The organism is Marinihelvus fidelis (assembly GCF_008725655.1).
Lineage (GTDB): Bacteria > Pseudomonadota > Gammaproteobacteria > Xanthomonadales > SZUA-36 > Marinihelvus > Marinihelvus fidelis.
In genome coordinates, this window is the sequence record NZ_VYXP01000003.1 from 57,420 (window position 1) to 79,405 (window position 21,986).

The 21,986-nt window shown below is 66.2% G+C and carries 24 protein-coding genes; 4 read left to right on the top strand and 20 right to left on the bottom strand.

The genetic code is table 11. The annotated features are described in order from the left end of the window. Nucleotides 1-2: 2 nt before the first annotated feature. Nucleotides 3-851: a carboxylating nicotinate-nucleotide diphosphorylase gene (nadC, locus tag F3N42_RS04615; RefSeq protein ID WP_150863221.1), complete on the top strand. Its 849-nt coding sequence runs from the start codon at nucleotides 3-5 to the stop codon at nucleotides 849-851. Further along, the gene (locus tag F3N42_RS04620) at nucleotides 848-1,897 is read left to right on the top strand and encodes a hypothetical protein (RefSeq protein ID WP_150863222.1); all 1,050 of its coding nucleotides are present in this window, start codon (nucleotides 848-850) and stop codon (nucleotides 1,895-1,897) included. The genes nadC and F3N42_RS04620 overlap by 4 nt, the downstream gene beginning before the upstream one ends. On the opposite strand, the gene F3N42_RS04625 is transcribed toward F3N42_RS04620, so the two are convergent. The 11 genes from F3N42_RS04625 to F3N42_RS04675 all read right to left on the bottom strand — a co-directional run bounded on the left by F3N42_RS04625 (nucleotide 1,875) and on the right by F3N42_RS04675 (nucleotide 13,272). Next, on the bottom strand, nucleotides 1,875-3,122 hold the full coding sequence (locus F3N42_RS04625; protein WP_150863223.1) for a metallophosphoesterase: 1,248 nt from the start codon (nucleotides 3,120-3,122) through the stop codon (nucleotides 1,875-1,877). The genes F3N42_RS04620 and F3N42_RS04625 overlap by 23 nt on opposite strands. 13 nt (nucleotides 3,123-3,135) lie before the next feature. Continuing rightward, entirely contained in the window at nucleotides 3,136-3,795 is a 660-nt protein-coding gene (locus F3N42_RS04630) for a DUF4956 domain-containing protein (protein ID WP_150863224.1), read from the bottom strand. A gap of 69 nt (nucleotides 3,796-3,864) precedes the next feature. Beyond that, complete coding sequence (locus F3N42_RS04635; protein WP_150863225.1) at nucleotides 3,865-5,049, bottom strand: molybdopterin molybdotransferase MoeA; 1,185 nt, start codon at nucleotides 5,047-5,049, stop codon at nucleotides 3,865-3,867. After that, nucleotides 5,043-5,567, bottom strand: a complete 525-nt coding sequence (moaB, locus tag F3N42_RS04640) for a molybdenum cofactor biosynthesis protein B (RefSeq protein ID WP_150863226.1) — start codon at nucleotides 5,565-5,567, stop codon at nucleotides 5,043-5,045. The genes F3N42_RS04635 and moaB overlap by 7 nt, the downstream gene beginning before the upstream one ends. Before the next feature lie 31 nt (nucleotides 5,568-5,598). After that, nucleotides 5,599-6,252, bottom strand: coding sequence for a molybdenum cofactor guanylyltransferase (gene mobA / locus F3N42_RS04645; protein ID WP_150863227.1), 654 nt, complete (start codon nucleotides 6,250-6,252; stop codon nucleotides 5,599-5,601). Then, entirely contained in the window at nucleotides 6,249-6,473 is a 225-nt protein-coding gene (locus tag F3N42_RS04650) for a formate dehydrogenase subunit delta (RefSeq protein WP_150863228.1), read from the bottom strand. Before F3N42_RS04650 ends, mobA begins: the two co-directional genes overlap by 4 nt. A 10-nt stretch (nucleotides 6,474-6,483) precedes the next feature. Next, nucleotides 6,484-7,272, bottom strand: a complete 789-nt coding sequence (gene fdhD / locus F3N42_RS04655) for a formate dehydrogenase accessory sulfurtransferase FdhD (protein WP_150863540.1) — start codon at nucleotides 7,270-7,272, stop codon at nucleotides 6,484-6,486. Further along, a complete protein-coding gene (locus tag F3N42_RS04660) occupies nucleotides 7,272-8,315 on the bottom strand; it encodes an FAD:protein FMN transferase (RefSeq protein ID WP_191621235.1) in 1,044 nt (347 codons plus the stop codon). The genes fdhD and F3N42_RS04660 overlap by 1 nt, the downstream gene beginning before the upstream one ends. A 66-nt stretch (nucleotides 8,316-8,381) precedes the next feature. Then, a complete protein-coding gene (gene fdhF, locus F3N42_RS04665) occupies nucleotides 8,382-11,231 on the bottom strand; it encodes a formate dehydrogenase subunit alpha (RefSeq protein ID WP_150863230.1) in 2,850 nt (949 codons plus the stop codon). A 32-nt stretch (nucleotides 11,232-11,263) separates the two neighbouring features. Continuing rightward, nucleotides 11,264-12,796: a formate dehydrogenase beta subunit gene (locus tag F3N42_RS04670; RefSeq protein ID WP_150863231.1), complete on the bottom strand. Its 1,533-nt coding sequence runs from the start codon at nucleotides 12,794-12,796 to the stop codon at nucleotides 11,264-11,266. After that, the gene (locus F3N42_RS04675) at nucleotides 12,793-13,272 is read right to left on the bottom strand and encodes a formate dehydrogenase subunit gamma (protein WP_150863232.1); all 480 of its coding nucleotides are present in this window, start codon (nucleotides 13,270-13,272) and stop codon (nucleotides 12,793-12,795) included. The genes F3N42_RS04670 and F3N42_RS04675 overlap by 4 nt, the downstream gene beginning before the upstream one ends. A 108-nt stretch (nucleotides 13,273-13,380) precedes the next feature. Here F3N42_RS04675 and F3N42_RS04680 point away from each other — a divergent pair, with 108 nt between their 5' ends. Beyond that, a complete protein-coding gene (locus F3N42_RS04680; protein ID WP_150863233.1) occupies nucleotides 13,381-14,328 on the top strand; it encodes a calcium/sodium antiporter in 948 nt (315 codons plus the stop codon). A 264-nt stretch (nucleotides 14,329-14,592) separates the two neighbouring features. Here the strand turns inward: F3N42_RS04680 and F3N42_RS04685 are convergent, their stop codons facing one another. The 5 genes from F3N42_RS04685 to F3N42_RS04705 form a co-directional block, all read right to left on the bottom strand. Beyond that, on the bottom strand, nucleotides 14,593-15,471 hold the full coding sequence (locus tag F3N42_RS04685; protein ID WP_150863234.1) for a c-type cytochrome: 879 nt from the start codon (nucleotides 15,469-15,471) through the stop codon (nucleotides 14,593-14,595). A gap of 60 nt (nucleotides 15,472-15,531) precedes the next feature. Further along, on the bottom strand, nucleotides 15,532-15,951 hold the full coding sequence (locus F3N42_RS04690; protein WP_150863235.1) for a MarR family winged helix-turn-helix transcriptional regulator: 420 nt from the start codon (nucleotides 15,949-15,951) through the stop codon (nucleotides 15,532-15,534). 95 nt (nucleotides 15,952-16,046) lie between these two features. Then, nucleotides 16,047-16,523, bottom strand: a complete 477-nt coding sequence (locus tag F3N42_RS04695; protein WP_224784710.1) for a cupin domain-containing protein — start codon at nucleotides 16,521-16,523, stop codon at nucleotides 16,047-16,049. 45 nt (nucleotides 16,524-16,568) lie between these two features. After that, nucleotides 16,569-16,946 (bottom strand): VOC family protein, encoded by a 378-nt coding sequence (locus F3N42_RS04700; protein ID WP_150863237.1) that lies wholly within the window; start codon nucleotides 16,944-16,946, stop codon nucleotides 16,569-16,571. A gap of 59 nt (nucleotides 16,947-17,005) precedes the next feature. Continuing rightward, nucleotides 17,006-18,238, bottom strand: a complete 1,233-nt coding sequence (locus F3N42_RS04705) for a retropepsin-like aspartic protease (protein ID WP_150863238.1) — start codon at nucleotides 18,236-18,238, stop codon at nucleotides 17,006-17,008. A gap of 143 nt (nucleotides 18,239-18,381) precedes the next feature. Here F3N42_RS04705 and F3N42_RS04710 point away from each other — a divergent pair, with 143 nt between their 5' ends. After that, nucleotides 18,382-19,146 carry an SDR family oxidoreductase gene (locus F3N42_RS04710; protein ID WP_150863239.1) on the top strand — a complete coding sequence of 255 codons (765 nt, stop codon included), beginning with the start codon at nucleotides 18,382-18,384 and terminating at the stop codon, nucleotides 19,144-19,146. Nucleotides 19,147-19,154: 8 nt separating this feature from the next. Here the strand turns inward: F3N42_RS04710 and F3N42_RS04715 are convergent, their stop codons facing one another. Genes F3N42_RS04715 through F3N42_RS04730 form a run of 4 tightly spaced genes read right to left on the bottom strand, consistent with a single transcriptional unit; the run spans nucleotide 19,155 to nucleotide 21,963 of the window. Then, nucleotides 19,155-20,378 carry a winged helix-turn-helix domain-containing protein gene (locus tag F3N42_RS04715; protein ID WP_150863240.1) on the bottom strand — a complete coding sequence of 408 codons (1,224 nt, stop codon included), beginning with the start codon at nucleotides 20,376-20,378 and terminating at the stop codon, nucleotides 19,155-19,157. Continuing rightward, the gene (locus F3N42_RS04720) at nucleotides 20,375-20,794 is read right to left on the bottom strand and encodes a DUF3052 family protein (protein ID WP_150863241.1); all 420 of its coding nucleotides are present in this window, start codon (nucleotides 20,792-20,794) and stop codon (nucleotides 20,375-20,377) included. The genes F3N42_RS04715 and F3N42_RS04720 overlap by 4 nt, the downstream gene beginning before the upstream one ends. Before the next feature lie 12 nt (nucleotides 20,795-20,806). Beyond that, nucleotides 20,807-21,595: a class I SAM-dependent methyltransferase gene (locus F3N42_RS04725; protein ID WP_150863242.1), complete on the bottom strand. Its 789-nt coding sequence runs from the start codon at nucleotides 21,593-21,595 to the stop codon at nucleotides 20,807-20,809. A gap of 11 nt (nucleotides 21,596-21,606) precedes the next feature. Continuing rightward, the gene (locus F3N42_RS04730; protein WP_150863243.1) at nucleotides 21,607-21,963 is read right to left on the bottom strand and encodes a DUF1428 domain-containing protein; all 357 of its coding nucleotides are present in this window, start codon (nucleotides 21,961-21,963) and stop codon (nucleotides 21,607-21,609) included. Nucleotides 21,964-21,986: the final 23 nt, after the last annotated feature.

Consider the following 21,986-nt stretch of genomic DNA (forward strand, 5'->3'; position numbering starts at 1 on the left):
GCATGACGGGGCCCACGGTGCCGGGTTGTGTCGACGATGATGTGCTGCGCGCGCTGGCCGAGGACATCGGCGACGGCGACCTGACCGCCGCCCTGGTCCCCACCGGTACGCGGCTGCGCACCCGTGTCATCATCCGTGAACCCGCCGTGCTGGCCGGACGGCCCTGGTTCGATGCCGTATTCCGCCACCTTGACGGCGATGTGGCCATTGACTGGCGCGTTGATGATGGCGATGCCCTGTCCCCGGACCAGGTGCTGTGCGAGCTCGACGGCGACGCCCGCACACTGCTCAGCGGCGAACGCACCGCACTGAACTTCATCCAGACCCTCTCGTCCGCGGCCACGCTGACGCGCGCCTACGTGGAACGCGTCGCCGGCACCGGCGCGGTGATCCTGGACACCCGCAAGACTGTGCCCGGCCTGCGCCTGGCGCAGAAGTACGCGGTCCGCTGCGGCGGTGGGCAGAATCACCGCATCGGGCTGTTCGACGCCATCCTGGTGAAGGAAAACCACATCAGCGCGGCCGGCTCAATCACCGCCGCGGTGGAGCGTGCCCGCGCCACCACCCGCGATGTGCTGGTCGAAGTGGAAGTCGAGACCCTGGCGCAACTCGACGAGGCCTGCCGTGGCGGCGCCGACCGCGCCTTGCTCGACAATTTCGGTTTGGACAACCTGTCCGCGGCGGTCGCCGCCCACGGCGGCGATATCCAGCTCGAGGCGTCCGGCAACATCACCCTGGACAGCATCCGCGAGGTCGCCGAAACCGGCGTGGATTTCATCTCCACCGGCGCCATCACCAAGCACGTCCGGGCCATCGACTTTTCCATGCGATACATCGGGGAAACGCCATGATCAAGCACGCCCTGGCCGCCATTGCGCCGGCCCTCGCCCTGCTGGCCGTCACCACGGCGGCGACCACCCAGGATGACGCGCCGAAACCGGCGAAGATTTTCACCACTGACAACGTGCTCGCGGTGACCATCAAGGGCCCCTGGCGCACCATTGGCCGCAACAAGAATTCCGGCGAGGAATGGCAGGGTGAGTTCAGTTACAGTGCCGATGGCGCCACGGTTACCCTCCCGGTGTCACTGCGGGCCCGGGGCCTGACCCGGCTGGATGTCTGCGACTTTCCGCCGCTACGGATCGGCTTCGACAAGCAGGCCTCGAAAGGCACGACGTTTCGTGGCGCCGGTAACCTGAAGCTGGTCACCCACTGCCTGAAGCAGGAAAAGTACCAGGCCTACCCGGTCAAGGAATACCTGGCCTACCGCATCTACAACCAGGTCACCGAGCTGAGCTACCGGGTCCAGGGCATGGACATCCGCTACATCGACACGGAAACCGGCCGCGAGACCGAGCGTTTCGGCTTCCTGATCGAGGACCCGGACGACGTCGCCAAGCGCAATGGGCTGCTCAAGCTGGATATTGAGGGCACCATCCCACCGGCGCTGGATGCCGATGAGACCTCGCTGTTCATGGTCTTCCAGTACCTGATTTCCAACCTCGACTGGTCAGTACTGGGCGGCCCGGACGAATACTGCTGTCACAACGCCAGGCTGGCCGGCAAGGCGATCGATGAGCGGCCGGTCTACGCCCTGCCCTATGATTTCGATTCCTCGGGTTTTGTCGACGCGCACTACGCCTCGCCGCCGGACGGCCTGCGGGTCCGCAACCTGCGCCAGCGCCTGTTCCGTGGTTTTTGCATGCATAACGACGCGGTGCCCGGCGCGGTGCAGGCCATTCGCGAGCAGCGCGAGGCCATCATGGCCATGGTGAACAACGAGCCACGGCTGGACGGCCGCAGCATGGACAGCGCCGTGCGCTTCCTGGACAGTTTCTTTGAGCGCGTCGACAGCGCCGACGGCATCGCCTCGCTTACCGACAGTTGTCGGGGCTGAGCCAGGCCTCGAGCTGCACCGCCTCGGCATCTTCGGGGTCGACCGCCGGCGCCGCCGCGGCCTCGCCGCTACTGCTGGACGCGGCCGATTGCAACTTCTGCAGCCTGGATTGCAGGTGCGCGTTGGCCGGGTTCATGGCCACGACGCGTTGCAGGTACCCCAACCGTTCGTCGTTGCCCACAGGTAACGGCAATTCGCCCCCCGGGTAATGCGCGATGGCGCCGCCATCGACCAGTTCCAGGAACGCCACGTGGCCCCCGTAATGGTCGGCGATGCCGGTGTCATTCAGAACCACCCGGCCATCGAAGCGCGGCCAGACCACCCCCTGGGTCGGCGTGTGGCCAACGACGATACGGGCCACGCCATAGCGTTCAAGAATGGCGTCCAGCATGGGCCCGCGCTGTACTTCCGAATCCGTGGCCAGCCCGCGGTACCACAGCGGCCCCAGCTCATCGGTGGCGATGCCCGGCTTGCTGTAATCGAAATCGGCGAGTTCCGCGTGCACATCGCGCGTGTAGTCCGCCAGTTCCAGCTGGCAGTACTTGGCGCTGAGGCCGCCGTGCAGGAACAGCGTGTCATTCACCCGCAGCACCACCGGCGCCGCCAGCACGCGCTGGCCGTACTCACCCTGCGCGGACCAGGCCTGGCGATGCTCCACCCAGCCCAAAGGATGCTCCTTCTCCCAGTCCTTGCGGAACGCCTTCAGGTCCAGGCCTTCCACCGACGACGGGTCGCGCGCGGCCATGGTCTCGACATGATGCTCGAACTGCAGGTCCTGGTAGCGCTTCGAGTTGCGCGTTTCGAACTCGGCGTACTCGCCGGGCGTGACGTAGCGCAGGTCGCCATAAACATTCATGGCCTCGTGGTTACCGATCAGCAAGTGCACGCGGCCGCCGTCATCGGCCGCCTGGCCCTGCAATTCGACCAGGTGATCGATAATTCGCCGCGTGTCGGGGCCCCGGTCCGGAATATCGCCGGTCTGGACCAGGTGGGTGGCGCCGCCTGTCCAGCGGTCCCGGCGGTCGACCAGTCCGGCCAGTTGCATGACCCGCATGTACTGGTCGTAGTCGCCGTGCAGGTCACCGATGGCGACGACACGCTCGACCCCTTCCCAGTGATAGTCACCCACCTTGCGTGCCTCGGCGAACGCCGCGGCAGACAACAGGCCGGCGAGCGCCGCGAAGGCCAGCATCGCCGTGACTGCGCCAAATGGTGATCGTTTCATGCCTGCCTCCGTGTTATTCGAAGATGCCCGGGTCCTGCTCTTCCTCGCTGCGCGAGCGCCGCATATAGGTCTTGGCCTCGTCGTAGCCGCCGTAGTTCACCGTCCACAGCACCAGGAAGACGTAATTGAAAATCAGGGTCATGATGGCGGCGATCATGAGCATGCCGATGCCGGCCGCCAGGCCGACACCCACGCTGAGGAAAATGAACACCGAGTCCGCCGTTGACTTCATCGTATTGCGGAACCGCACGCCGGCCACAACGCCGGTCAGGCTGAAGGCCAGCGCCAGGCTGTTGTGTACCATCAGCACGATGCCGGTGATCGCGATTGGCAGCACGATCATGGTCTCGAGCAGGGACTGGTCGAGCTTAGAGCGCCGCCGCACCGCCATGTAGACCCAGGACACCGGCAGCATGATGGCGATCGCCCCGAGGATGGCCACCGTCAGCCACAGCAGGCCACCGAACTCCGTGTTGACGTTGGAGGCGTGAATCTGCACGCCGATAAAGCCGGTCGGGTCATCCTCCTGGCTGATCAGGTTCTCGATCACGCCCAGCGGCAGGTGGTCATGCAGGTCGGGGACGAAGTAATACCCGACCAGCAGCAGCACGGCCCAGAAGGCATAGTAGGCGGTCAGGCGGATGAACAGGTTGATGTCGCGCAATTCACGCATGGGCGCTCCCCTTTTGTCCTAGCATAGCCGAACGCGCCGGCCGGTGTGATGCCGCCGGACGACGCACGCTCAAGCCAGCAGCGCCCAGGGCAGGAACTGCAACGGCGTGCCCGGCTCGATGGCCAGGCCAGGCGGCTGGATCGCCAGGCCGTCCGCCCAGCTCGCGCCCAACAGGATGCCGCTGGACTGGTTGGTATAGGCCTCCAGCCCCCGCCCGGTATGGCGCACACGGAGGTAGCACTGGCGGTCCGGCGCGGGCGCGGTAAATGCCGCATCCACCATTAGCGGCGCGGTCTCCGCCGGCAGCGCCCCCTGGCAGGCCGCCAGGAACGGCCGGGCTATAATCATCGCGGTCACCAGCGCCGAGGCGGGGTTGCCGGGCAAGCCCAGGAACGGCGTCTCGCCGATGCGGCCATAGGCCAGCGGCTTGCCCGGTTTCATGGCGATTCTCCACAACGACAGCTGGCCAATGGTTTCCAGCACGGCCTTGACGTGATCCTCCTCGCCCACGGAAACGCCGCCACAGGACAGCACCACGTCGGCCTGGTCGGCCGCGTGCGAGAAGCGCTCGGCAATCACTTCAGGCCGGTCGGGCGCGACGCCCATATCGACCACGTCGAACCCCCACTGCCCGAGCAACGCGCCCAGCAGGTAACGGTTGGAGTTGAAAATCTTGCCGGGTCCGGCCTCGGCGCCGGGTTCGACCAGTTCGTCCCCGTTGGCGACAACCGCCACCCGCAGGCGCCGGCGCACCGGCAGCGCCGCGCAGCCGACCGATGCCGCCACGCCGATGTCCTGGGCCAGCAGGCGGCGCCCCGCGGGCAACACGTTCGCGCCCCTGGCGGTATCCTGGCCGCGCGCACGGACGTGATCGCCGGCGACCGGCTGCTTCAGAACCCGCACGCCGTCATCATCGACGCGGCAGTTTTCCTGCATGGCCACGGCGTCGGCACCGTTGGGCAACTCGGCGCCGGTAAAGATTCGTGTCACGGTGTGGGGCGTGTGATCCCCACCCACCTGCCCGGCGGCCACCCGCCCACCCAGCGGTAACGGTTGGTCCGCCCCGCGCCAGTCCGCCGCGGCCAGGGCGTAGCCGTCCATGGCCGAATTGTCGGCCGGCGGCACGTCCACTGTTGCGACCAGCGGCACGGCCAGGACACGACCGCGCGCGGCGGCCAGCGGCACAGGCTCCGAAGCGGGCGGCCCTGGTGCATCCGCCAGCAGGCGGGCGATGGCCTGCTCGACGCTCAGCATCCCACGGCGGCGCCCGTGTGGCAGACGAAATTACAGGGGCGATGCCGCGCATCCAGCTGCTCGGCAAGGATGCGGTTCCAGGCCGTGCGGCAAGCGCCGGTCGAGCCCGGCACGCAGAACACCAGCGTGCGGTTGGCCAGCCCGGCGATGGCGCGCGACTGGATTGTCGAGGTACCGATTTCCTCGAAAGACAGTTGCCTGAACAGTTCGCCAAAGCCTTCGATGGGGCGGTCGAACAGCGGCGCCAGCGCCTCCGGCGTGGAGTCCCGGTCACTCATGCCGGTACCGCCGGTGGTGATCACCACGTCGACCACCGGGTCGGCGATCCACGCGGACACGATCGCGCGCATGGCGTAGATGTCATCGCGGCAGAGCTGGCGGTCGGCCAGCCGGTGCCCGGCGGCCGTCGCCAGCGATTCCAGCGCCGCGCCGGACGTGTCGGTTTCGAAATTGCGGCTGTCGGACACCGTCAGTATCGCGACCCGCAGGGGAATGAATGCCTTCGCATTGTCGGCCATGTCGGCAGTCCTCGGGGAAAGTCAAAAATCTTCAGGCCTGCGGGTGACCCGGGTCAAGCCACTGCCGCGCCTGTGCCAGGTCTTCCGGTGTATTGACGTTGAAGAACGGCGGTGGCGAGGCCGGCGGCCAGGTGACGCGGACATGCGGCTGGGCATCGGCCACGCCCATCAGGCCCAGCCCACCGGGGTCGGCCAGGGCCTCGTCCACAGCCGGCGCCAGGTCGGTGTGCCACAGGGAAAAGGTCGGCTGCGGGTGGCCGTCGTCCTCGGCCATGGACAGGCGGACGCCGTCGCGCCGGGCTGCCTCCAGCAGTCGCGATGCCAGGTCCGGCGGCAGGAATGGCGCGTCGCAGGGGACCAGCAGCAGCCACTCGCAGCCGGTGTCCTGCTGCAGCCAGTGCAGCCCTGCCTGCAGGCCGGCCAGCGGCCCGCGGTGATGAGGCTCCAGGTCCGCCAGGCAGGCGCTGATCCGCTCCTGCGCCCTGCCCGCCGTGGCCGCGGCGTCTTGTGCCTGGCCGCCAGGCCCGGCCGCCAGCGCCAGCGGCCCGACCTGTGGCGACAGGCGCCGGATCACGTGCCCCGCCAGGGTGTCATCATTCAGCGACAGGCCCGCCTTGGCGGCCTGCCCCAGCCGCCGTGCCTGGCCACCAGCCAGAATCAGCCCGGCGACAGGCGCATCGTTCACGACGCGGCCGTCTTTTCTGTGAGCTGCCGCACGCCAAGCAACGCAGTTTCCACGAGCTCGTCGCCGCCGCTATCCGCGTGCGCCACCAGCCGTTGGCGCATGGCCGGCGCCCAGAACCGTCGCATGTGGTCGGCCACGCGCACCGGCGCGTCGTCATAGGCCGCCAGGTTGCGGGCGATGTCGTTGGCCATGGTAACCAGGTGACGGAGTTCGGCATCCATGCGCCCGAGTCTACCCGTTTACGACGCGTCCGGGCGCGGTGTAAATGTTGTGCCGCCCCGGGCGCGCAAAGCCGACCAGGGACAGGCCGCAGTGTTCGGCATAGGCAATCGCCAGCGCGGTGGGCGCGGACACGGCCAGCAGCAGTTCCACGCCGGCCATCGCGCACTTGTGCACCATTTCGTAACTGGCGCGGCTGGACACGACCACGAACCCGCCACCGGGGCCCGCGGACGCACGCCAGCCCAGCAATTTGTCGAGCGCGTTATGCCGCCCCACGTCCTCGCGCGCCGTGACCACCCGGCCTCCGGCATCACACCAGGCGGCGCAGTGCACCGCGCCGGTGGCCGCCTGCAGCGGCTGGTTCGCCTCCAGGCTGGCCAATGCGGACTGCAAGGCCTGGTGGCTGACCTGTAATTGCTCACCGACCTTCGGCGGCACCGCCATCGCCTGCTCCAGCGTCTCGGCCCCGCACAGGCCGCAGCCGGTGCGCCCGGACAGGTTGCGGCGCTGACCATCCAGCCGGGCCAGGGCGGTTTCCGCCACGGTCAGTGCCAGCTCGACGCCCTGGTCGCGCTCGATCACCCGGCTCGCCAGCAACTCACCGGCATCGTCCAGCAGGCCCTCGGTCAGGCAAAACCCCAGCCCCAGTTCTTCCAGGTTCGCGGGCGTCGCCATCATCACCACGTAGGGCCGCCGGTTGAAACTGATCGCCACCGGGCACTCCCCGGCGACCAGGTCTTCACCCGGCTCCAATCGCCCGTCCTGCCAGCGCGACAGGGTAGTGACCGCGGAAGGCATCACTGGCCCGGCTCCCCATCGGCCGATGGCACCAGCGCCAGCCAGGCCGGTGACGACCAGCTGCGCCACGGCCCGGCATTGGCTTCGCGGTACTGCAGGTGCACGGCCAGGTCCAGGCCCAGGGCCAGTTCACGGGCCCGCTCGGGCCCCTGTACCATCATCGTCGTCGCCCAGGCGTCAGCCAGCATGGCCTCGTCGGCGATCACGCTCGCGGCCGCCATCTCGTGCGTGACGGGGTGCTTGTGCCAGGGGTCCAGGATATGCGAGTAGGCCTGTCCGTCGGTTTCGAAGAAATTCCTGTAGGTTCCTGATGTCGCAACCGAATGACCCTGCAACGGGATGACCGGGCCGACCCCGGCTGGCGTGCCGGGCGGGGTTTCCAGAGCCACCCGCCAGGGCCCGCCGGCGGTGCGCGAACCGACCGCGCGCACCTCGCCACCGATCTCGACCAGGAAGCCCCTGAAGCCGTAAGCGCTCAGCAGTTCGGCGACCTGGTCGACGGCATAGCCCTTGGCAATACCACCCAGGTCCAGCCCGAGGCCGCGAACGGATTTCATCAGCGCCGGCGGCTCTTCGCGAAACGACAGCCGGGTCATGCCGGCCAGGGACCCCGCCCCGCTGACCAGGTTGTCCGGCGGCGGTTCTTCGCGGCGGCCCCCGGGGCCAAAACCCCAGGTATCGATCAACGGCCCCAGCGTGATGTCGAAACTGCCGCCGCTCTGGGCGGACACGTCCATGGCGGCCAGGACCACGGCCAGCGTATCGTCCGATACCGGCACCCACGTCGACGGCTGCGCGCGGTTAAAGCGGCTCACCTCCGAGTTGTCGATCCAGTTGGACAGGCGACTGTCGAGGTCGGCGAGCAGCGCGGCAATGGACTCGCTCACGGCCTTCGGGTCCACACCATGGCGCGGCGAGTGGGCGATGACCGACCACGAGGTCCCCATGGTCTGGCCGACGAAGCGCAGTTCCTCGCCCGGAGGCTCTTCGCAGCCCGCCAGCAATAGCGTTGCGAGCAGCAACAGGAGCACCTGGAGCCGCATAGATTTATTGCAATAAACAACTTTAGACATTTATCTTAATATGCTGTTATACATGTATATTTTAGTCTACTTAATCGCGCGCTCGGCCAGGTGGCTCTGTTGCCGTTCACTGAAGGCGCGGTACCTCCGCTGCCATTCCGAAGGCTGCGTGACCCGGGTCACCTGCACCGCCGTGACCTTGTACTCCGGGCAGTTGGTGGCCCAGTCGGAGTTGTCGGTCGTCACCACGTTGGCGCCGGTGAGCGGAAAGTGGAACGTGGTGTAGACCACGCCGGGCTGGACCCGTTCGCTGACCACCGCGCGCAGCACGGTGTCGCCGGCGCGGGACTCGATGCCCACCCAGTCGCCATCACGCACCCCGCGGAACTCGGCATCGTGCGGGTGGATCTCCAGCACATCCTCGCCATGCCAGCGGCTGTTCTCGGTCCGCCGGGTCTGCGCGCCGACGTTGTACTGGCTCAGGATCCGGCCGGTGGTCAGCAGTAGCGGAAACCGCCGCGTGGAGCGCTCCCCGGTGGGCACGAATTCGGTCACGGCGAAGAAACCCTTGCCGCGCACCATGGCCTCTGCGTGCATGGTCGGCGTACCGGCCGGCGCCGCCTCGTTGCACGGCCACTGGATGCTGCCCAGGTGGTCCAGCTTGTCGTAGCTGACGCCCTGGAAAGTGGGCGTCAGGCGCGCGATTTCATCCATGATTTCGGATGGATGCGCGTAATTCATCGCAAACCCCATCGCGTTGGCCAGCATCTGCGTCACTTCCCAGTCCTCGTACCCCGCCAGCGGCTCGATCACCTTGCGCACCGGCGAGATGCGCCGCTCGGCATTGGTGTATGTGCCGTTCTTCTCCAGGAAGGACGAACCCGGCAGGAAGACATGCGCGTAGCGCGCGGTCTCATTCAGGAACAAATCCTGCACGACCAGCAGGTCCAGGGCCCGAAGGGCGGCATCCACGTGATGCGTGTTCGGGTCCGACTGGGCCACGTCCTCGCCCTGGCAGTACAGCGCGCGGAAGCGACCGGCAATGGCCGCGTCGAACATGTTGGGAATGCGCAGGCCCGGTTCAGGTTGCACCGGCACGCCCCACTCGGTCTCGAACAGCGCCCGCACCGAGGCATCGCTGACATGCCTGTAGCCCGGCAACTCATGAGGGAACGAGCCCATGTCGCAGGACCCCTGCACGTTGTTCTGGCCCCGCAACGGGTTCACGCCCACGCCTTCCCGGCCCAGGTTGCCGGTCAGCATGGCCAGGTTGGCGATCGCCATGACCATGGTCGAGCCCTGGCTGTGCTCGGAAACGCCCAGTCCGTAGTAGATCGCGCCGTTGCCGGCGGTGGCGTACAGTCGCGCCGCGGCGCGCAGCGTGTCGGCCTCGATGCCCGTCACATCGGCGACTGCCTCCGGCGACTGTGCCTGGTCCTCGATAAACGCACGCCAGCGCACGAACGACGGCATCTCGCAGCGCTGCTCAATAAACGCCATGTCCGCCAGGCCCTCGGTGACGATCACGTGCGCCATGGCGTTGGCGAAGGCGACGTTGGTGCCGGGCCGCAACGGCAGGTGAACATCGGCACGCACGTGCGGGCCGGCCACCAGGTCGATGGAGCGCGGATCGACCACGATCAGCTTCGCGCCCTCGCGCAGGCGGCGCTTGAGCCTGGAGCCGAACACCGGGTGGGCATCGGTGGGGTTCGCGCCGATGACCATGATCACGTCGGCCTGCGCCACCGAACGGAAGGCCTGCGTGCCGGCCGACTCGCCCAGCGTGGTCTTCAGGCCATAGCCGGTGGGCGAATGGCAAACGCGGGCGCAGGTATCGACGTTGTTGTTGCCAAAACCGGCACGGACCAGCTTCTGCACCAGGTAGGTCTCCTCGTTGGTGCAGCGTGAAGAGGTGATCCCACCCACCGAGTCCACGCCATGCTCGGCCTGGATCTCGCGCAGGCGGCGCGCGGTGTAGGTAATCGCCTCGTCCCAGTCGACTTCACGCCATGGCTGGTCGATCGAATTGCGGATCATCGGCCGGGTGATGCGGTCGGCGTGCGTGGCATAGCCCCAGGCAAACCGCCCCTTGATGCAGGCATGCCCCTCGTTGGCCTGGCCTTCTTTCCACGGCGTCATGCGCACGACCTCGCCGTCACGGGTCTCGGCACGGAAACCACAGCCGACGCCGCAGTAAGCACAGGTGGTGACCTGGAAGGCATCGGGCTGCCCCTGGCGAATCACGGAGGTGTCTTCCAGCGCCGTGGTCGGGCAGGCATCGACACAGGCGCCGCAGGATACGCACTCGGAGTCCATGAACCCCTCGCCCTGGCTGGCCATGACCTGGGAGTCGAAGCCGCGCCCGTCGACCGTCAGTGCGAACGTGCCCTGGGTTTCCTCGCAGGCGCGCACGCAGCGATAGCAGACGATGCAGGCCGCGGGGTCAAAACGGAAATACGGGTTGCTGCTGTCGCAGGCGGCGTCCTGGTGCTCCGCCCCGCCGGCATAACGGCTTTCACTGACCCCCATCGACGCCGACATGTCATGCAGCTCACAGGCACCGTCACATTCGGCCGGGTGATCCGACAGGTACAGTTCAATGACGTTGCGACGCAACCGCTCAACCCGCGGCGTCACCGTGCGCACCACCATGCCCGGCTCGACCGGCGTGGTGCACGACGCCGGCGTCCCCCGTCGCCCCTCGATTTCCACCAGGCAGACCCGGCAGGAGCCGAAGGCCTCCAGGCTGTCGGTCGCACACAGTTTCGGTATGTCGATACCGGCCAGCGTCGCCGCGCGCATCACCGAGCTGCCGGCCGCGACCTCGACCTCGCGACCATCCACGGTCAGGCGGATGGTCTCCGCCCCTGGGCCGGGTGCCGGCGTCCCCAGGTCGGATTGCGGGCGATACGGCTGAAGCTCAATCGGCTTACTCATGCGCACACCTATTCATGAATATCATTTCGTATTTAACGGTCACGAAAATCTTCGGGAAAGTGCGACAGCGCGCTGCGTACCGGGTGCGGCGTCAGCCCGCCCATGGCGCATAGCGACCCGTCGACCAGGGTGTCACAAAGATCATTTAATACTTTAATATTATTCTCTATATCATTGTTGCCTATTATTTTATCCAGAACCTCAACACCACGAACCGAGCCCACACGGCAGGGCGTGCATTTGCCACAGGACTCCAGCGCGCAGAAGGCCATGGCGAAGCGCGCCTGCCGGGCCATGTCGACGGTGTCGTCGAACACCACCACGCCGCCATGCCCGAGCATGCCGCCCACGTCGGCGAAGGATGCGTAGTCCAATGGCGTATCCCACAGCGATTCGGGCAGGTAGGTGCCCAGCGGCCCACCCACCATCACCGCGCGCATCGCGCGGCCACTGGCGGTGCCGCCACCGTATTCGCGCAACAGCGTCGACAGCGGCGTGCCGAACGGCACCTCGACCAGGCCACCGCGGGCAATGTTGCCCGACAGTTGCACGGTAAGCGTACCTTTCGAGTCCCCCGCCCCCAGCCCGGCATAGGCCCCGGCGCCGTCGGACAGAATCGTCGAGGCCGCCGCCAGCGTCAGCACGTTATTGATCACGGTCGGCTGGCCGAACAGCCCCTTGATGGCCGGTAATGGCGGCTTGAAACGCACCAGCCCGCGACGGCCTTCCAGGCTGTTGAGCATGGACGTCTCTTCACCGCAGATATACGCGTTCGCGCCCAGCCGCAACTCGATGTCGAAGGCCTTGCCGGAGCCCAGCAGGTCATCACCCAGGTAGCCGCCGGCCCGCGCCAGCGCGATGGCCTGCTCCAGCACATCCCGTGCCCGCGGGTACTCCGAGCGCAGGTAGATCAAGCCCAGGGTCGCACCGGTCGCCAGGCCGGCAATCGCCATGCCCTCCAGCAACTGGTACGGGTCCGCCTCCATCAGCAGGCGGTCGGCAAAGGTGCCGGAATCGCCTTCGTCGGCATTGCAGGCGATGTACTTCTGCGCCGCCGGCGTATCCAGCACGGTCTGCCACTTGATGCCGGTGGGAAAAGCCGCCCCACCCCGTCCACGCAGCCCGGAGGCCTTGATCACGTCGACGATCGCCTGCGGCGCCATGCCGAGCGCCGCCTCTAATCCTTTGAAACCGCCATGCGCCATGTAGTCCCGGATCGAGACCGGGTCGATGACCCCGGCCCGCGCGAAGGTCACCCGCTGCTGCGTGGCCAGCCATTCGACATCGTCCGGCGCGCCCTGCGCCAGCGGGTGATCGCAGTCAAATGGAAAGCCCGAGGCGAACAGGCCGGGCACATCCTCGACATTTACTGGCCCGAACAGCCGCCGGCCACGCCCGTCCTCGACCTCCACCAGTGGCTCCAGCCAGAACGCCCCGCGCGAGCCGTTGCGGACCAGTTCGATGGGGATGCCGCTGCGCGCCGCTTCGGCAACGATGGCCGCGGCCACCCGGTCGGCACCCAGCGCCGCCGCGGTAGTGTCACGCGGCACGAAGACGCGGATCATTCGCCACCCTCCCGCTGCGCCAGGATGGCGTCGAAGCGCTCGGGGGTCACGCGCGCATAGACATCGTCTCCAATCCGGATCGACGGCGTGCAGGCGCAGTTGCCCAGGCAATACACGGGCTCGAGCGTGAAGCGCCCGTCCGCGGTGGTGCCATGCCAGTCCACGTCCAGGCGCTGGCGCACATGCGCCTCCAGCCGATCGGCGCCCATGGCCTGGCAGGCCTCGGCACGACACACCCAGAGGGTTTCCGAGCCACCGGGCTGCTGGCGGAAATCATGGTAAAACCCGATGACGCCCTGAACCTCGGCCCGCGAGCGGTCGATTGCACGGGCGATGGCGGGCACTGCCGCGGGCGGTATCCAGCCCAACTCGGCCTGCACCGTGCGCAGGATCTCCAGCAGGCGGTCGGCCCGGGCACCATGGGTCGCCAGCGCGGCATCGACTGCCACCAGGATGTCCTCTTCAGCACCTGCCATCTGCCCACCCAACCGCAACAATGAGAGCGCCAGTCTATCGCTCCAAATACCGGTTTGGCCAACGCGCCGCGTTGGGTAGAATGGTGCGGTCTTTGAAGGGGGGACCCCATGACACTGTCGATTCTCGGCTACCTGCTGGCCGGGCTGGTGCTGCTTGTTGCCGGCGGCGAGGGCGTCGTGCGCGGCGCGGCCGCGCTGGGCATGCGCCTGGGCCTGTCATCGCTGGCCACCGGCCTGACCATCGTCGCCTTCGGCACCAGTGCACCGGAACTGGTGGTCAATATCGAGGCGGCCACGCTGGGCGAAGGCGGCCTGGCCGTGGGCAACGTGGTCGGCTCCAATATTGCCAACATCGGCCTGGTGCTTGGTGTGGCCGTGCTGGTGCGGCCGATGGGCCTGGATGTCCGCGCTGTTCGCAACGATATCTACGTCATGCTGGGTGTTTCCGCGCTGGCCTGGTTCTTCCTGGTCAACGGCAACATCGGCCAGGCCGAGGGTGGCATCCTGGCGCTCGGCATCATCATCTATGTCTGGGTCAACGTACTGGCCGCCAGGCGCGAAACCGAACCCGCCCAGGCCAGCTTCGAAGGCGCGATTCATGGCCGCGACCGGCCGGTCTGGCTGGACCTGCTGATGCTGGGCATCGGCCTGGTCGCCCTGCTCGCGGGCGGTCGTCTTTTCGTCCACGGCGCACTCGACCTGTCCGGCAACATCGGCCTGTCGCCCACCGTGATCGGCCTGACCGTGGTCGCCGTCGGCACCTGCCTGCCCGAGCTGGCCACCACCGCCATCGCCGCCTGGCGCGGCTATGGCGACATGGCCATTGGCAACGTCGTCGGCTCAAACATTTTCAACGTCCTGTCGGTCCTGGGTATTACCGCGCTGATCCACCCGCTGGAGCGCGGCGACGTGAACCTGGTGGACCTGCTGGTGTTCCTGCTCTCCGGCGCCGTGCTGCTGCGGCTGATCGTTACCGGCTCACGGCTGGCGCGCTGGGAAGGCGCGGTGCTGCTGGCCGGATTCTGTATTTACACGGGCTGGCGCGTCACCGCCTGACACTCCCCTTCGGTCAAACGACTGTCCTAATTGCGCAAGCGCACTCCCGTGCACGGGCGTAACCTTCGTTTCGTAATTCGGCGACGGGGTGAGTGGAACGGCTGCCGGGAGTCGAAGCAGGTGCGTGTGCCCGTCGCGGACTCCTCCTTTGGCGCGCATCGGCGCCCCGGCAAAACCACCAGTGTGTGCGTGTGTGTGTGTGAGCCTTAATACTGACTGGTGGATCTTCAGCCCTGGCACCCTCCCCCGGTGCCAGGGCTTTTTTCATGGTGAACGCCAGAACACGTCCCCTGGCACCGGCTCGGCCGGCAGGCTCGACAGGAACGCATAGAGGTCGTCCAGTTCCTGCTCGTTGAAATGGGCGAAGCGGTCACGCGCGATCATCGCCATCAGCGGGTGTGTTTCCCGCCCACCCAAGGCAACCCCTTCACGCATCAGGGTCCGAAAATCGGGCTCCAGGTACCCCGCGACGATGGCCAGGTCCGGCGGCCCGATGCCGCGCGATTGCGAACCACGCACATCCAGGCCGTGGCATTCATTGCACGTGGTCATGGCGAGATACTCACCACGCCTCAACTGCTCGTCTGCCAGCCCTTCTCGCAGTGGCGGAACAGCATCGGCCCAGGCGGCCATGTGCTTTTCCTCGCCAGTGGCCAGCCACCAGCGCGCGCGCCAGCCCAGTCGCGGAGCCGGCAATGCCGACTCGACCACTGGCGCTGAACGCAGGAAGGCAAACATGGCCACCAGGTCATCATCCCGCAGGTGAACCCAGTTGTAGGACGGCATCGACCACAGCGCACGACCGTCGCTGCCAACGCCATGACGGATCACCGCCTCGAACGTCGCCAGGTCATGTTGCCTGGCCCACTGCGCCAGGTTCGGCGGCACGGCCCGAGCCACCCAGTCCCACTCATCGTCGAACACCTGCCCTTGCAACTGCTGGCCATGGCAGCCGAAGCAGCCGCGTGTACGGGCCACGTGCCGGCCATGTTCAAGGGCGGCGGCGCCAGAAGGAACCATATGCTTGAACGCTGCCGGGGTCTGGACGTCCCTGAGGGCACGCTCACTCAGCACATAGACCGCAGCTAAAACCATTGCCACCAGCGCGACAATCGTGACAGCAACACCAGGCAGCGTTTTCATGGTCTCCCCCACACCATCCAGGCCAGGCAAGGGCGGCGTGGCCAGCCGCGCCGCCCTCTGTCAGTCTAGCGCACGCAGCACGTTTTCGAGCCCACGCCGGTCGGCCGGGTCGATACGCGACAGCACCTGTGCCGCGACCTCTGCAAACGTGCCGTCAGACTCTTCGAACACGCGCCGCCCCGATTCGGTCAATGACACCAGGCTGACCCGCGCGTCACGCGCGGAAGACGCTTTCGCCACCAGGCCGATTTTCTCCATCGGGTTCAGCAACCGCGTGACGCCCGACGCCGTCAGCCCCACCCGCTCGGCCAGGTCAATCCGGCGCAGCCGATTGTCAGTGGCGTCATGCAACTGGCGCAGGACCAGGTACTCGGAAAGCCCGACACCATGGATGGACAGCGCCACCCCCAACTGCTTCTGGATCTTGCCGACGGCGCGGTCCAGCCGGACCACCAGGTCGCGATCATCATGAGCTTTCACTTGCGTACTCCTTAATAATTCATTGATGCCGCAATTATATAATGCATTGCTTGCGCACTCAAGTTTCTGCAAACACTCAGATCGGCGTACAACTGCTAGTCAGCACTGTCCTCGCCTTCCCAGTAGTCCCGGCCTTCCGATTTCCGCCCGATGTACTCAAATCGTCGTTCAAACCCCAGTGATTTTCGGCTGGCGACCAGGAATTTTCCCGAATCCGGGTACTCACAGACATCCGTATCCGACCGGGAAGAGATCGCCAGGTACCGCAGGGTCGTATCACCGGTATTGGTTAACTTGTGCGCATAGGCCGGACCGCCCCGGGGTGCACCGAGAACATCGCCAGCGGCAACCGCGTAGCGCGTATCGCCAAAGCGATAAGTGCCGCTGCCTTCCAGGATCACGAACATTTCATCCTCGACATGATGGACATGAAACGGACACGCCGCCTTACCCGGGGGCACTTCGCAATAACTCGCGCCGAGTTGAGTCAACCGTAGCGCCTCACTCACGCCCGCATCGCTTGAAGCGTAATGCGCACCCTGGCTGAACGGCTCCAGGTCGAGGTCGCCCATGCTGACGACCGGCTTAAACCCTTTTGACATGGCTCCCCCGCTTCCTTATTTCAGTGAGTGCAAACCGAAAATGGTGCCCTCGGTATCGATGGCCAGGGAGATAAACCCGTATTCACCAATGGAGAACTTGGTCTTCTCAACCTTGCCACCGGCTGCCGCCACGCGGGATTCTTCAATGGCACAGTCTTCGCAGGAAAAATAGACCAGGACGCTGTTGTTACCCACCGGGAACCCCTCCATTTTGACCAGCGCGCCGCCTGCGCCGTAGCGCTCCATGTCTGATGGAAACGCCATCATCAGGATGCCTGGGTCATTGGGGTCACCCAGGGCCTCCAGTTTGACGCCCAGGACTGTTTCGTAAAACCCCCGCGCCCGATCCATGTCAGACACGTAAATCTCAAACCAACCTACTGGATTACCCATCGTCAATCGCTCCTGTGTGAACGGTAAATGGTGTTTGCTGACGGTGTTCAATTCCCAGTTTAGTCCCGGGCCTGCCCGGAATCCAAAATGCCGGAATCCAAAAGGCTTGTGCGCTGGCCGAGCACCGCGGACCCACCCTCCCAGGCCAGCGCGATCTCGTTGGCCTGCATGGCCGCCAGCGCCGCGTGGATGCCGTCTTCGGTCAGCGCAGGCGCTTCGCCGTTGATCGCCGTCAGTACCAGGCCCGGCGCCAGGCCCGCACGGGCGGCGGGCGACCCTTCCCATACCATGGCCACGGATACCGCATCGTCGAAAGCCAGGGTGAAGCCGAACGCGGCATGGGCGAACGGCTTGCCGGCATACTCATGGAACCACGCCGAACCGCCCGTGGCGTCCAGCGTGATGATGAAATGCTCGAGCCAGCGCGCCCCCAGCAGGCTGGGTGACCGTTCGCGCCGGATGGCTTCCACCCGGGCGGGCGCCAGGCCTGCCAACGAAAACGTCGGCATCTCACCCATCCATTGCTCGGCATCCGGCGCCTGGCCGCCCAGCGATGCGCCGGGTGAGCCGTAACCCTGAATTTCCCGCCCGATACCGCCGGCCTTCGCCGCGCCTTCCAGGTCAGGCGGAGAAATGGCGAAATAACCGGGCGAGCCGGTGTCGAGCATGGCCTTGCTGCGCGCCTGCTCGGCAAAACGCACGTCGAAGATCGGCGCATGCGGATAGCCAAAATCATGCAATGGCGTTTTCCGCGACGTGTCCACGTGCGGCAGGTTTTCCGCCTGCGCGTCGAACCGGAGCACACCGCTGCGCAGGTCGAACTGCCACCCCCCAAGCGCCAGCAATTCCGAGCCGAGCACCCCGTCCCCGACAATGGCGCGCGTGGCGGCATTGTCTGCAAACGGAGCCACGAACATCGGCACCCGCGTGAAACCCACCCCACCCACGCGGATGTCCGCCTGGACGATGCGACTGCGGATCACCGTGCCGTGCGCGTCCGTGCCCTGGCTTTCGCCCACCACCGGCAGCCCCAGCGCGTCGACCAGCGCCGAATCGATCATCGAAGGGGAACCGGTATCGACCACGAAACGAACCGTCTGTCCGCCGATCTCCACGTCCGCATAGAGCTTGGTGGCGATGACCTGCAACGGCACCTCGAATGCCGCAGGCCCTTCAGCCAGGCGCGGACCTTCAGTGACCCAGCGCGGCGGCCCATTCTCCGGCTGCGCCATCGCGGCCGAAGAAAACAGGACCAACAAGCCAACCATCATTCGCCAGCATGGTGCGTTCATGATTCATCCCGAGTGAGCCTGGTGGGGCAAGCATAGAACACCCGTGTGTCATTCGTGCATGCCAGGGCCGTTTATGGCCGGCACGGCAATCCCATGGGCCACACAATCACCCCATCATGAACAACGACGGTTGGACCAACGGAATGAATACACTGGAAAACAGGGTGGCGATTGTCACCGGCGCCAGCAGTGGCATCGGCCGCGCCACGGCGCTGGCGTTTGCGCGCGAAGGTGCCGCAGTGGTGGTTTCGGCCCGCCGGCAGCCCGAACTGGACCAACTGGCCGAGGAGATCAAGCACTCGGGCGGCCGCGCCGTCGCCGTGGCGGGTGACATCTGCGAGGATTCGACGGCCAGGGCACTGGTGGAGACCGCGGAATCGCGGTTCGGCGGGCTCGACATCGCCTTCAACAACGCCGGCACCATGGGTGAAATGGGCCCCACAACCGATATCTCGCTGGCCGGCTGGCAGCGCACGCTGGATATCAACCTGACCAGCGCGTTCCTGTGCGCGCGTTACCAGCTGCCTGCCCTGCTCAGGCGCGGCACGGGCTCACTGATCTTTACCTCGACATTCGTCGGCCACACCGTGGGCTTTCCCGGTGTTGCGGCCTATGCCGCCAGCAAGGCCGGCCTCACCGGGCTGGTGAAGGCCCTGGCGGCGGAATTCGGCCCCCAGGGCATCCGCGTCAACGCGCTGCTACCCGGCGGTACCGACACCCCAATGGCCGCTGAAATGAATGACACGCCGGAAGCGCTGGCACAGGTCGCCAACCTGCACGCGCTGAAACGTATCGCCCGCCCCGAGGAACTGGCCGAAGCGGCGCTGTTCCTGGCCTCACCCGCCGCATCGTTCATGACCGGGAGTGCGATGCTGGTCGATGGCGGCGTCTCGATCAACCGCACCTAGGGCCGCTTTCAGAACCGCTGCCGCAGCGCACTGGCAACCCGCTGCGCCGCCTCCACCGGCTCGACCCGCCCCACCGAAACCGTGTCGCACCCCTGGAAGGCCATGAACGCCTCCAGCGCCTCGCAGAACGCCGCCATCAGCGCTTCGTCATCGACACCCTGCGGTTCGAAGTGCAGGGTCCTGATCTCCAGCCGCCGCGCCTTGCGATGGACCTTGCAGTCCATGCGGCCGACAAAGCGGTCGCGGTACAATAGCGGCAACGAGAAATAGCCATATCGGCGCCGGCCCTCGGGCAGGTAGCATTCGAGCTGGTACTGGAAGCCGAATAGCGCCTCCAGCCGCTCCCGCTGGATCACGCCATGGTCGAACGGCGACAGGATGGAGAGCCGCTGGGCGGCGCGCGGCATGGGGCGCTGCAGCAGGCCGGCCTGGCACAGGAACACGGTGCCGTCGACGCGCACCTGCTCAAGCTCGCCGGCCGCCAGGCGCGCGTCAACCAGCGCCTTTACCGCCGCCCGCAGGGGCGCGCCCTTGCGCAGGTAGGTCACTCCCTTCAGGGTGACGAAGGCGTGGGAGCGTAGCTGTTGGTCGAGCAGGTAAGCGGCCTGCTCCTCAAGGCTGGGCATCGAGCAGTCAACGTCGGCTGGCAACACCCGCTCGGCCAGGTCATAGGTCTTCTGGAAGCCCTCGCGGTCGCTGACCATCAGGTCGCCGCGCATGTACAACTGCTCCAGGGCCTTCTTGGCCGGCTTCCAATCCCACCAGCCTTCGCGCCGGGTGGACGGATTGTCCAGGTCGCGCGATTTCAGCGGGCCTTCGCTACGAACCCGCGCCAGCAGCTCGTTCATCAGCTTCGTGTCAGGGTTGCGGTTCCAGTGCACCTGGCCGCGGTTGATGGCGTCCTTGTACGGCAGGGAATACCGGAAGTCACTCATCGGCAGGAACGCCGCCGCGTGTGACCAGTACTCGAAAATCTCGCGGCGATGCAGCAGGCGGTCAATCATCGAGGGCTCGAAGCCCGGCACGCGAGAATGCAGCACGTGATGATGCGCCCGTTCGACCACGGAGATCGAGTCGATCTGCACGTAGCCCAGGTGCCCAAACGCCTTGGCAGTGCCCCCGAGCCCGCGCCCGAACGGCTGCCGGTGCAGCAAACCCAGCGCGGCCAGGGCGTGCCGGCGGACCGCCCGTCGATCCCTCTGGCGCGTGATATCGATGACCGCCGACGTCATTGGCGATGGCTCTTGCGGACCACCAGCTTCAACGCCGACCAGGTCTCATCCACGGCACACACCTTGATGTCGACCAGCGTCATCGGCAACGCGACCTCCCGGATCACGTCCTCGGTAACTTGCGAGGCCACACCGGATGACTTCTTCGGCCATGACACCCAGATGGCGCCGTCCTGCGGGATCTCGCCCAGCCCCTGCCGCAGCAAACGCCGCAGCCGGGCCCGCGAAGTGGTGAACAGGTGAAAGATATCCACCGGCGCGCGCAGCCGGGAAGACACGACGGCGCCTTCCGGCAACGGGGCCAGCAGTCCGGGGAAATGCGCCGGCGCACCGAGCACCTTCACCCGAGAACCCGCCTTGATGCCCAGCTTGGTCGCCAGTGGCGTGCCGGAGTAGCCTGCCCCCTGTGAACTCATTCGGGGCTCATTTCAGGCCACTTTACGCCCGCGAATGCTGTAGACCATCGGCACATCATGCCCCCTGTGTTCGAGATAGAACCGCCCGGGCTCGCGTTCCACCAGGCCATCAAAACAGTCATAGGGGCTGTAGGGAAATTCATTGACACACTCTACACCGATACCCGCGCCAACCAGCGCGTTGATCACGCTGGACACGGGGTGGGCCCAGGTCGCCAGAGGTGCGACAACATCGGCGCCGTTCTCCGTGTACGAGCCCTCTTCCTCGATGTCGGGCTCCGGCCGTGTGAAGTAGGCGTACCCCGCCAGCAGGTCATGAATGGGGTGGAACTCGACCATGTAGAACGTACCGTCCACGGCCAGGTTGCGCGCCACCACCTGCGCCCAGCGCGCCAGGTCCGGCAACCAGCAGATGGCGCCATAGGACGTGAACACGGTGTCGAACGCGCCGGGGGCATCGGCCTGGTAGCCATAGACATCAGCACAGATGAACTGCGCCTCGACCCCGGCAAGAACGGCCAACTCACGGGCCTTGCCAATCGCCACCGGCGAAATGTCCACGCCGGTGCAAACCGCGCCCATCCGCGCCCAGGACAGCGTGTCCAGGCCGAAATGACACTGCAGGTGCAACAGCCGCCGCCCCGCCACGTCCGGCATCTCGGCCAGCTCGATCTCGCGCAGCGACGTGCGCCCCGCCAGGAAACCATCGACATCGTAGAATCGGGAGCCGAAGTGAGCCTCCGCCCGCCGGTCCCAGCCGGCGCGGTTCATTTCGAAATAGCGTTGCTCAGACTTCGACATGCCCGCTGGGCCTAACGCGCCACGATGTTGGAGAAACCGCCGTAGATCATGCGCTTGCCATCGAACGGCATCTTGCTGATGTCCCAATCCTGCATGCGGGGGTCTTCCATCACAGCCTTGTTGCCCGCATCCCGGGCTTCCCGCGACGGCCAGGTGATCCAGGAAAACACCACTACCTCGCCAGGCTCACATTTCACCGCCATCGGCAGCGAGGTCAACTCGCCATCGGGCACGTCATCCGCCCAGTTCTCCACCACGGACAACGCGCCATGGTCCTTAAACACGACAGCCGATTCTTCAGCCAGCCGGATGTACTCGGCCTTGTTTTCAATCGGAACTGCAAGCACGTAACCGTCTACATATGCCATGGTTGAACCTCGTCTACGTTTTA

Coding starts and splice junctions, on each gene's coding strand:
- F3N42_RS04725 (WP_150863242.1), bottom strand. CDS start 21,595: ATGTCGAAGTCTGAGCAACGCTATTTCGAAATGAACCGCGCCGGCTGG.
- F3N42_RS04625 (WP_150863223.1), bottom strand. CDS start 3,122: ATGAAACGATCACCATTTGGCGCAGTCACGGCGATGCTGGCCTTCGCG.
- F3N42_RS04620 (WP_150863222.1), top strand. CDS start 848: ATGATCAAGCACGCCCTGGCCGCCATTGCGCCGGCCCTCGCCCTGCTG.
- F3N42_RS04635 (WP_150863225.1), bottom strand. CDS start 5,049: ATGCTGAGCGTCGAGCAGGCCATCGCCCGCCTGCTGGCGGATGCACCA.
- F3N42_RS04670 (WP_150863231.1), bottom strand. CDS start 12,796: ATGATCCGCGTCTTCGTGCCGCGTGACACTACCGCGGCGGCGCTGGGT.
- F3N42_RS04720 (WP_150863241.1), bottom strand. CDS start 20,794: ATGAGTTCACAGGGGGCAGGCTACTCCGGCACGCCACTGGCGACCAAG.
- moaB (WP_150863226.1), bottom strand. CDS start 5,567: ATGGCCGACAATGCGAAGGCATTCATTCCCCTGCGGGTCGCGATACTG.
- F3N42_RS04630 (WP_150863224.1), bottom strand. CDS start 3,795: ATGCGTGAATTGCGCGACATCAACCTGTTCATCCGCCTGACCGCCTAC.
- F3N42_RS04680 (WP_150863233.1), top strand. CDS start 13,381: ATGACACTGTCGATTCTCGGCTACCTGCTGGCCGGGCTGGTGCTGCTT.
- F3N42_RS04730 (WP_150863243.1), bottom strand. CDS start 21,963: ATGGCATATGTAGACGGTTACGTGCTTGCAGTTCCGATTGAAAACAAG.
- F3N42_RS04685 (WP_150863234.1), bottom strand. CDS start 15,471: ATGAAAACGCTGCCTGGTGTTGCTGTCACGATTGTCGCGCTGGTGGCA.
- F3N42_RS04715 (WP_150863240.1), bottom strand. CDS start 20,378: ATGACGTCGGCGGTCATCGATATCACGCGCCAGAGGGATCGACGGGCG.
- F3N42_RS04695 (WP_224784710.1), bottom strand. CDS start 16,523: ATGGGCGACCTCGACCTGGAGCCGTTCAGCCAGGGTGCGCATTACGCT.
- F3N42_RS04700 (WP_150863237.1), bottom strand. CDS start 16,946: ATGGGTAATCCAGTAGGTTGGTTTGAGATTTACGTGTCTGACATGGAT.
- F3N42_RS04660 (WP_191621235.1), bottom strand. CDS start 8,315: ATGCGGCTCCAGGTGCTCCTGTTGCTGCTCGCAACGCTATTGCTGGCG.
- nadC (WP_150863221.1), top strand. CDS start 3: ATGACGGGGCCCACGGTGCCGGGTTGTGTCGACGATGATGTGCTGCGC.
- F3N42_RS04710 (WP_150863239.1), top strand. CDS start 18,382: ATGAATACACTGGAAAACAGGGTGGCGATTGTCACCGGCGCCAGCAGT.
- fdhF (WP_150863230.1), bottom strand. CDS start 11,231: ATGAGTAAGCCGATTGAGCTTCAGCCGTATCGCCCGCAATCCGACCTG.
- F3N42_RS04650 (WP_150863228.1), bottom strand. CDS start 6,473: ATGGATGCCGAACTCCGTCACCTGGTTACCATGGCCAACGACATCGCC.
- fdhD (WP_150863540.1), bottom strand. CDS start 7,272: ATGCCTTCCGCGGTCACTACCCTGTCGCGCTGGCAGGACGGGCGATTG.
- F3N42_RS04705 (WP_150863238.1), bottom strand. CDS start 18,238: ATGAACGCACCATGCTGGCGAATGATGGTTGGCTTGTTGGTCCTGTTT.
- F3N42_RS04675 (WP_150863232.1), bottom strand. CDS start 13,272: ATGGCAGGTGCTGAAGAGGACATCCTGGTGGCAGTCGATGCCGCGCTG.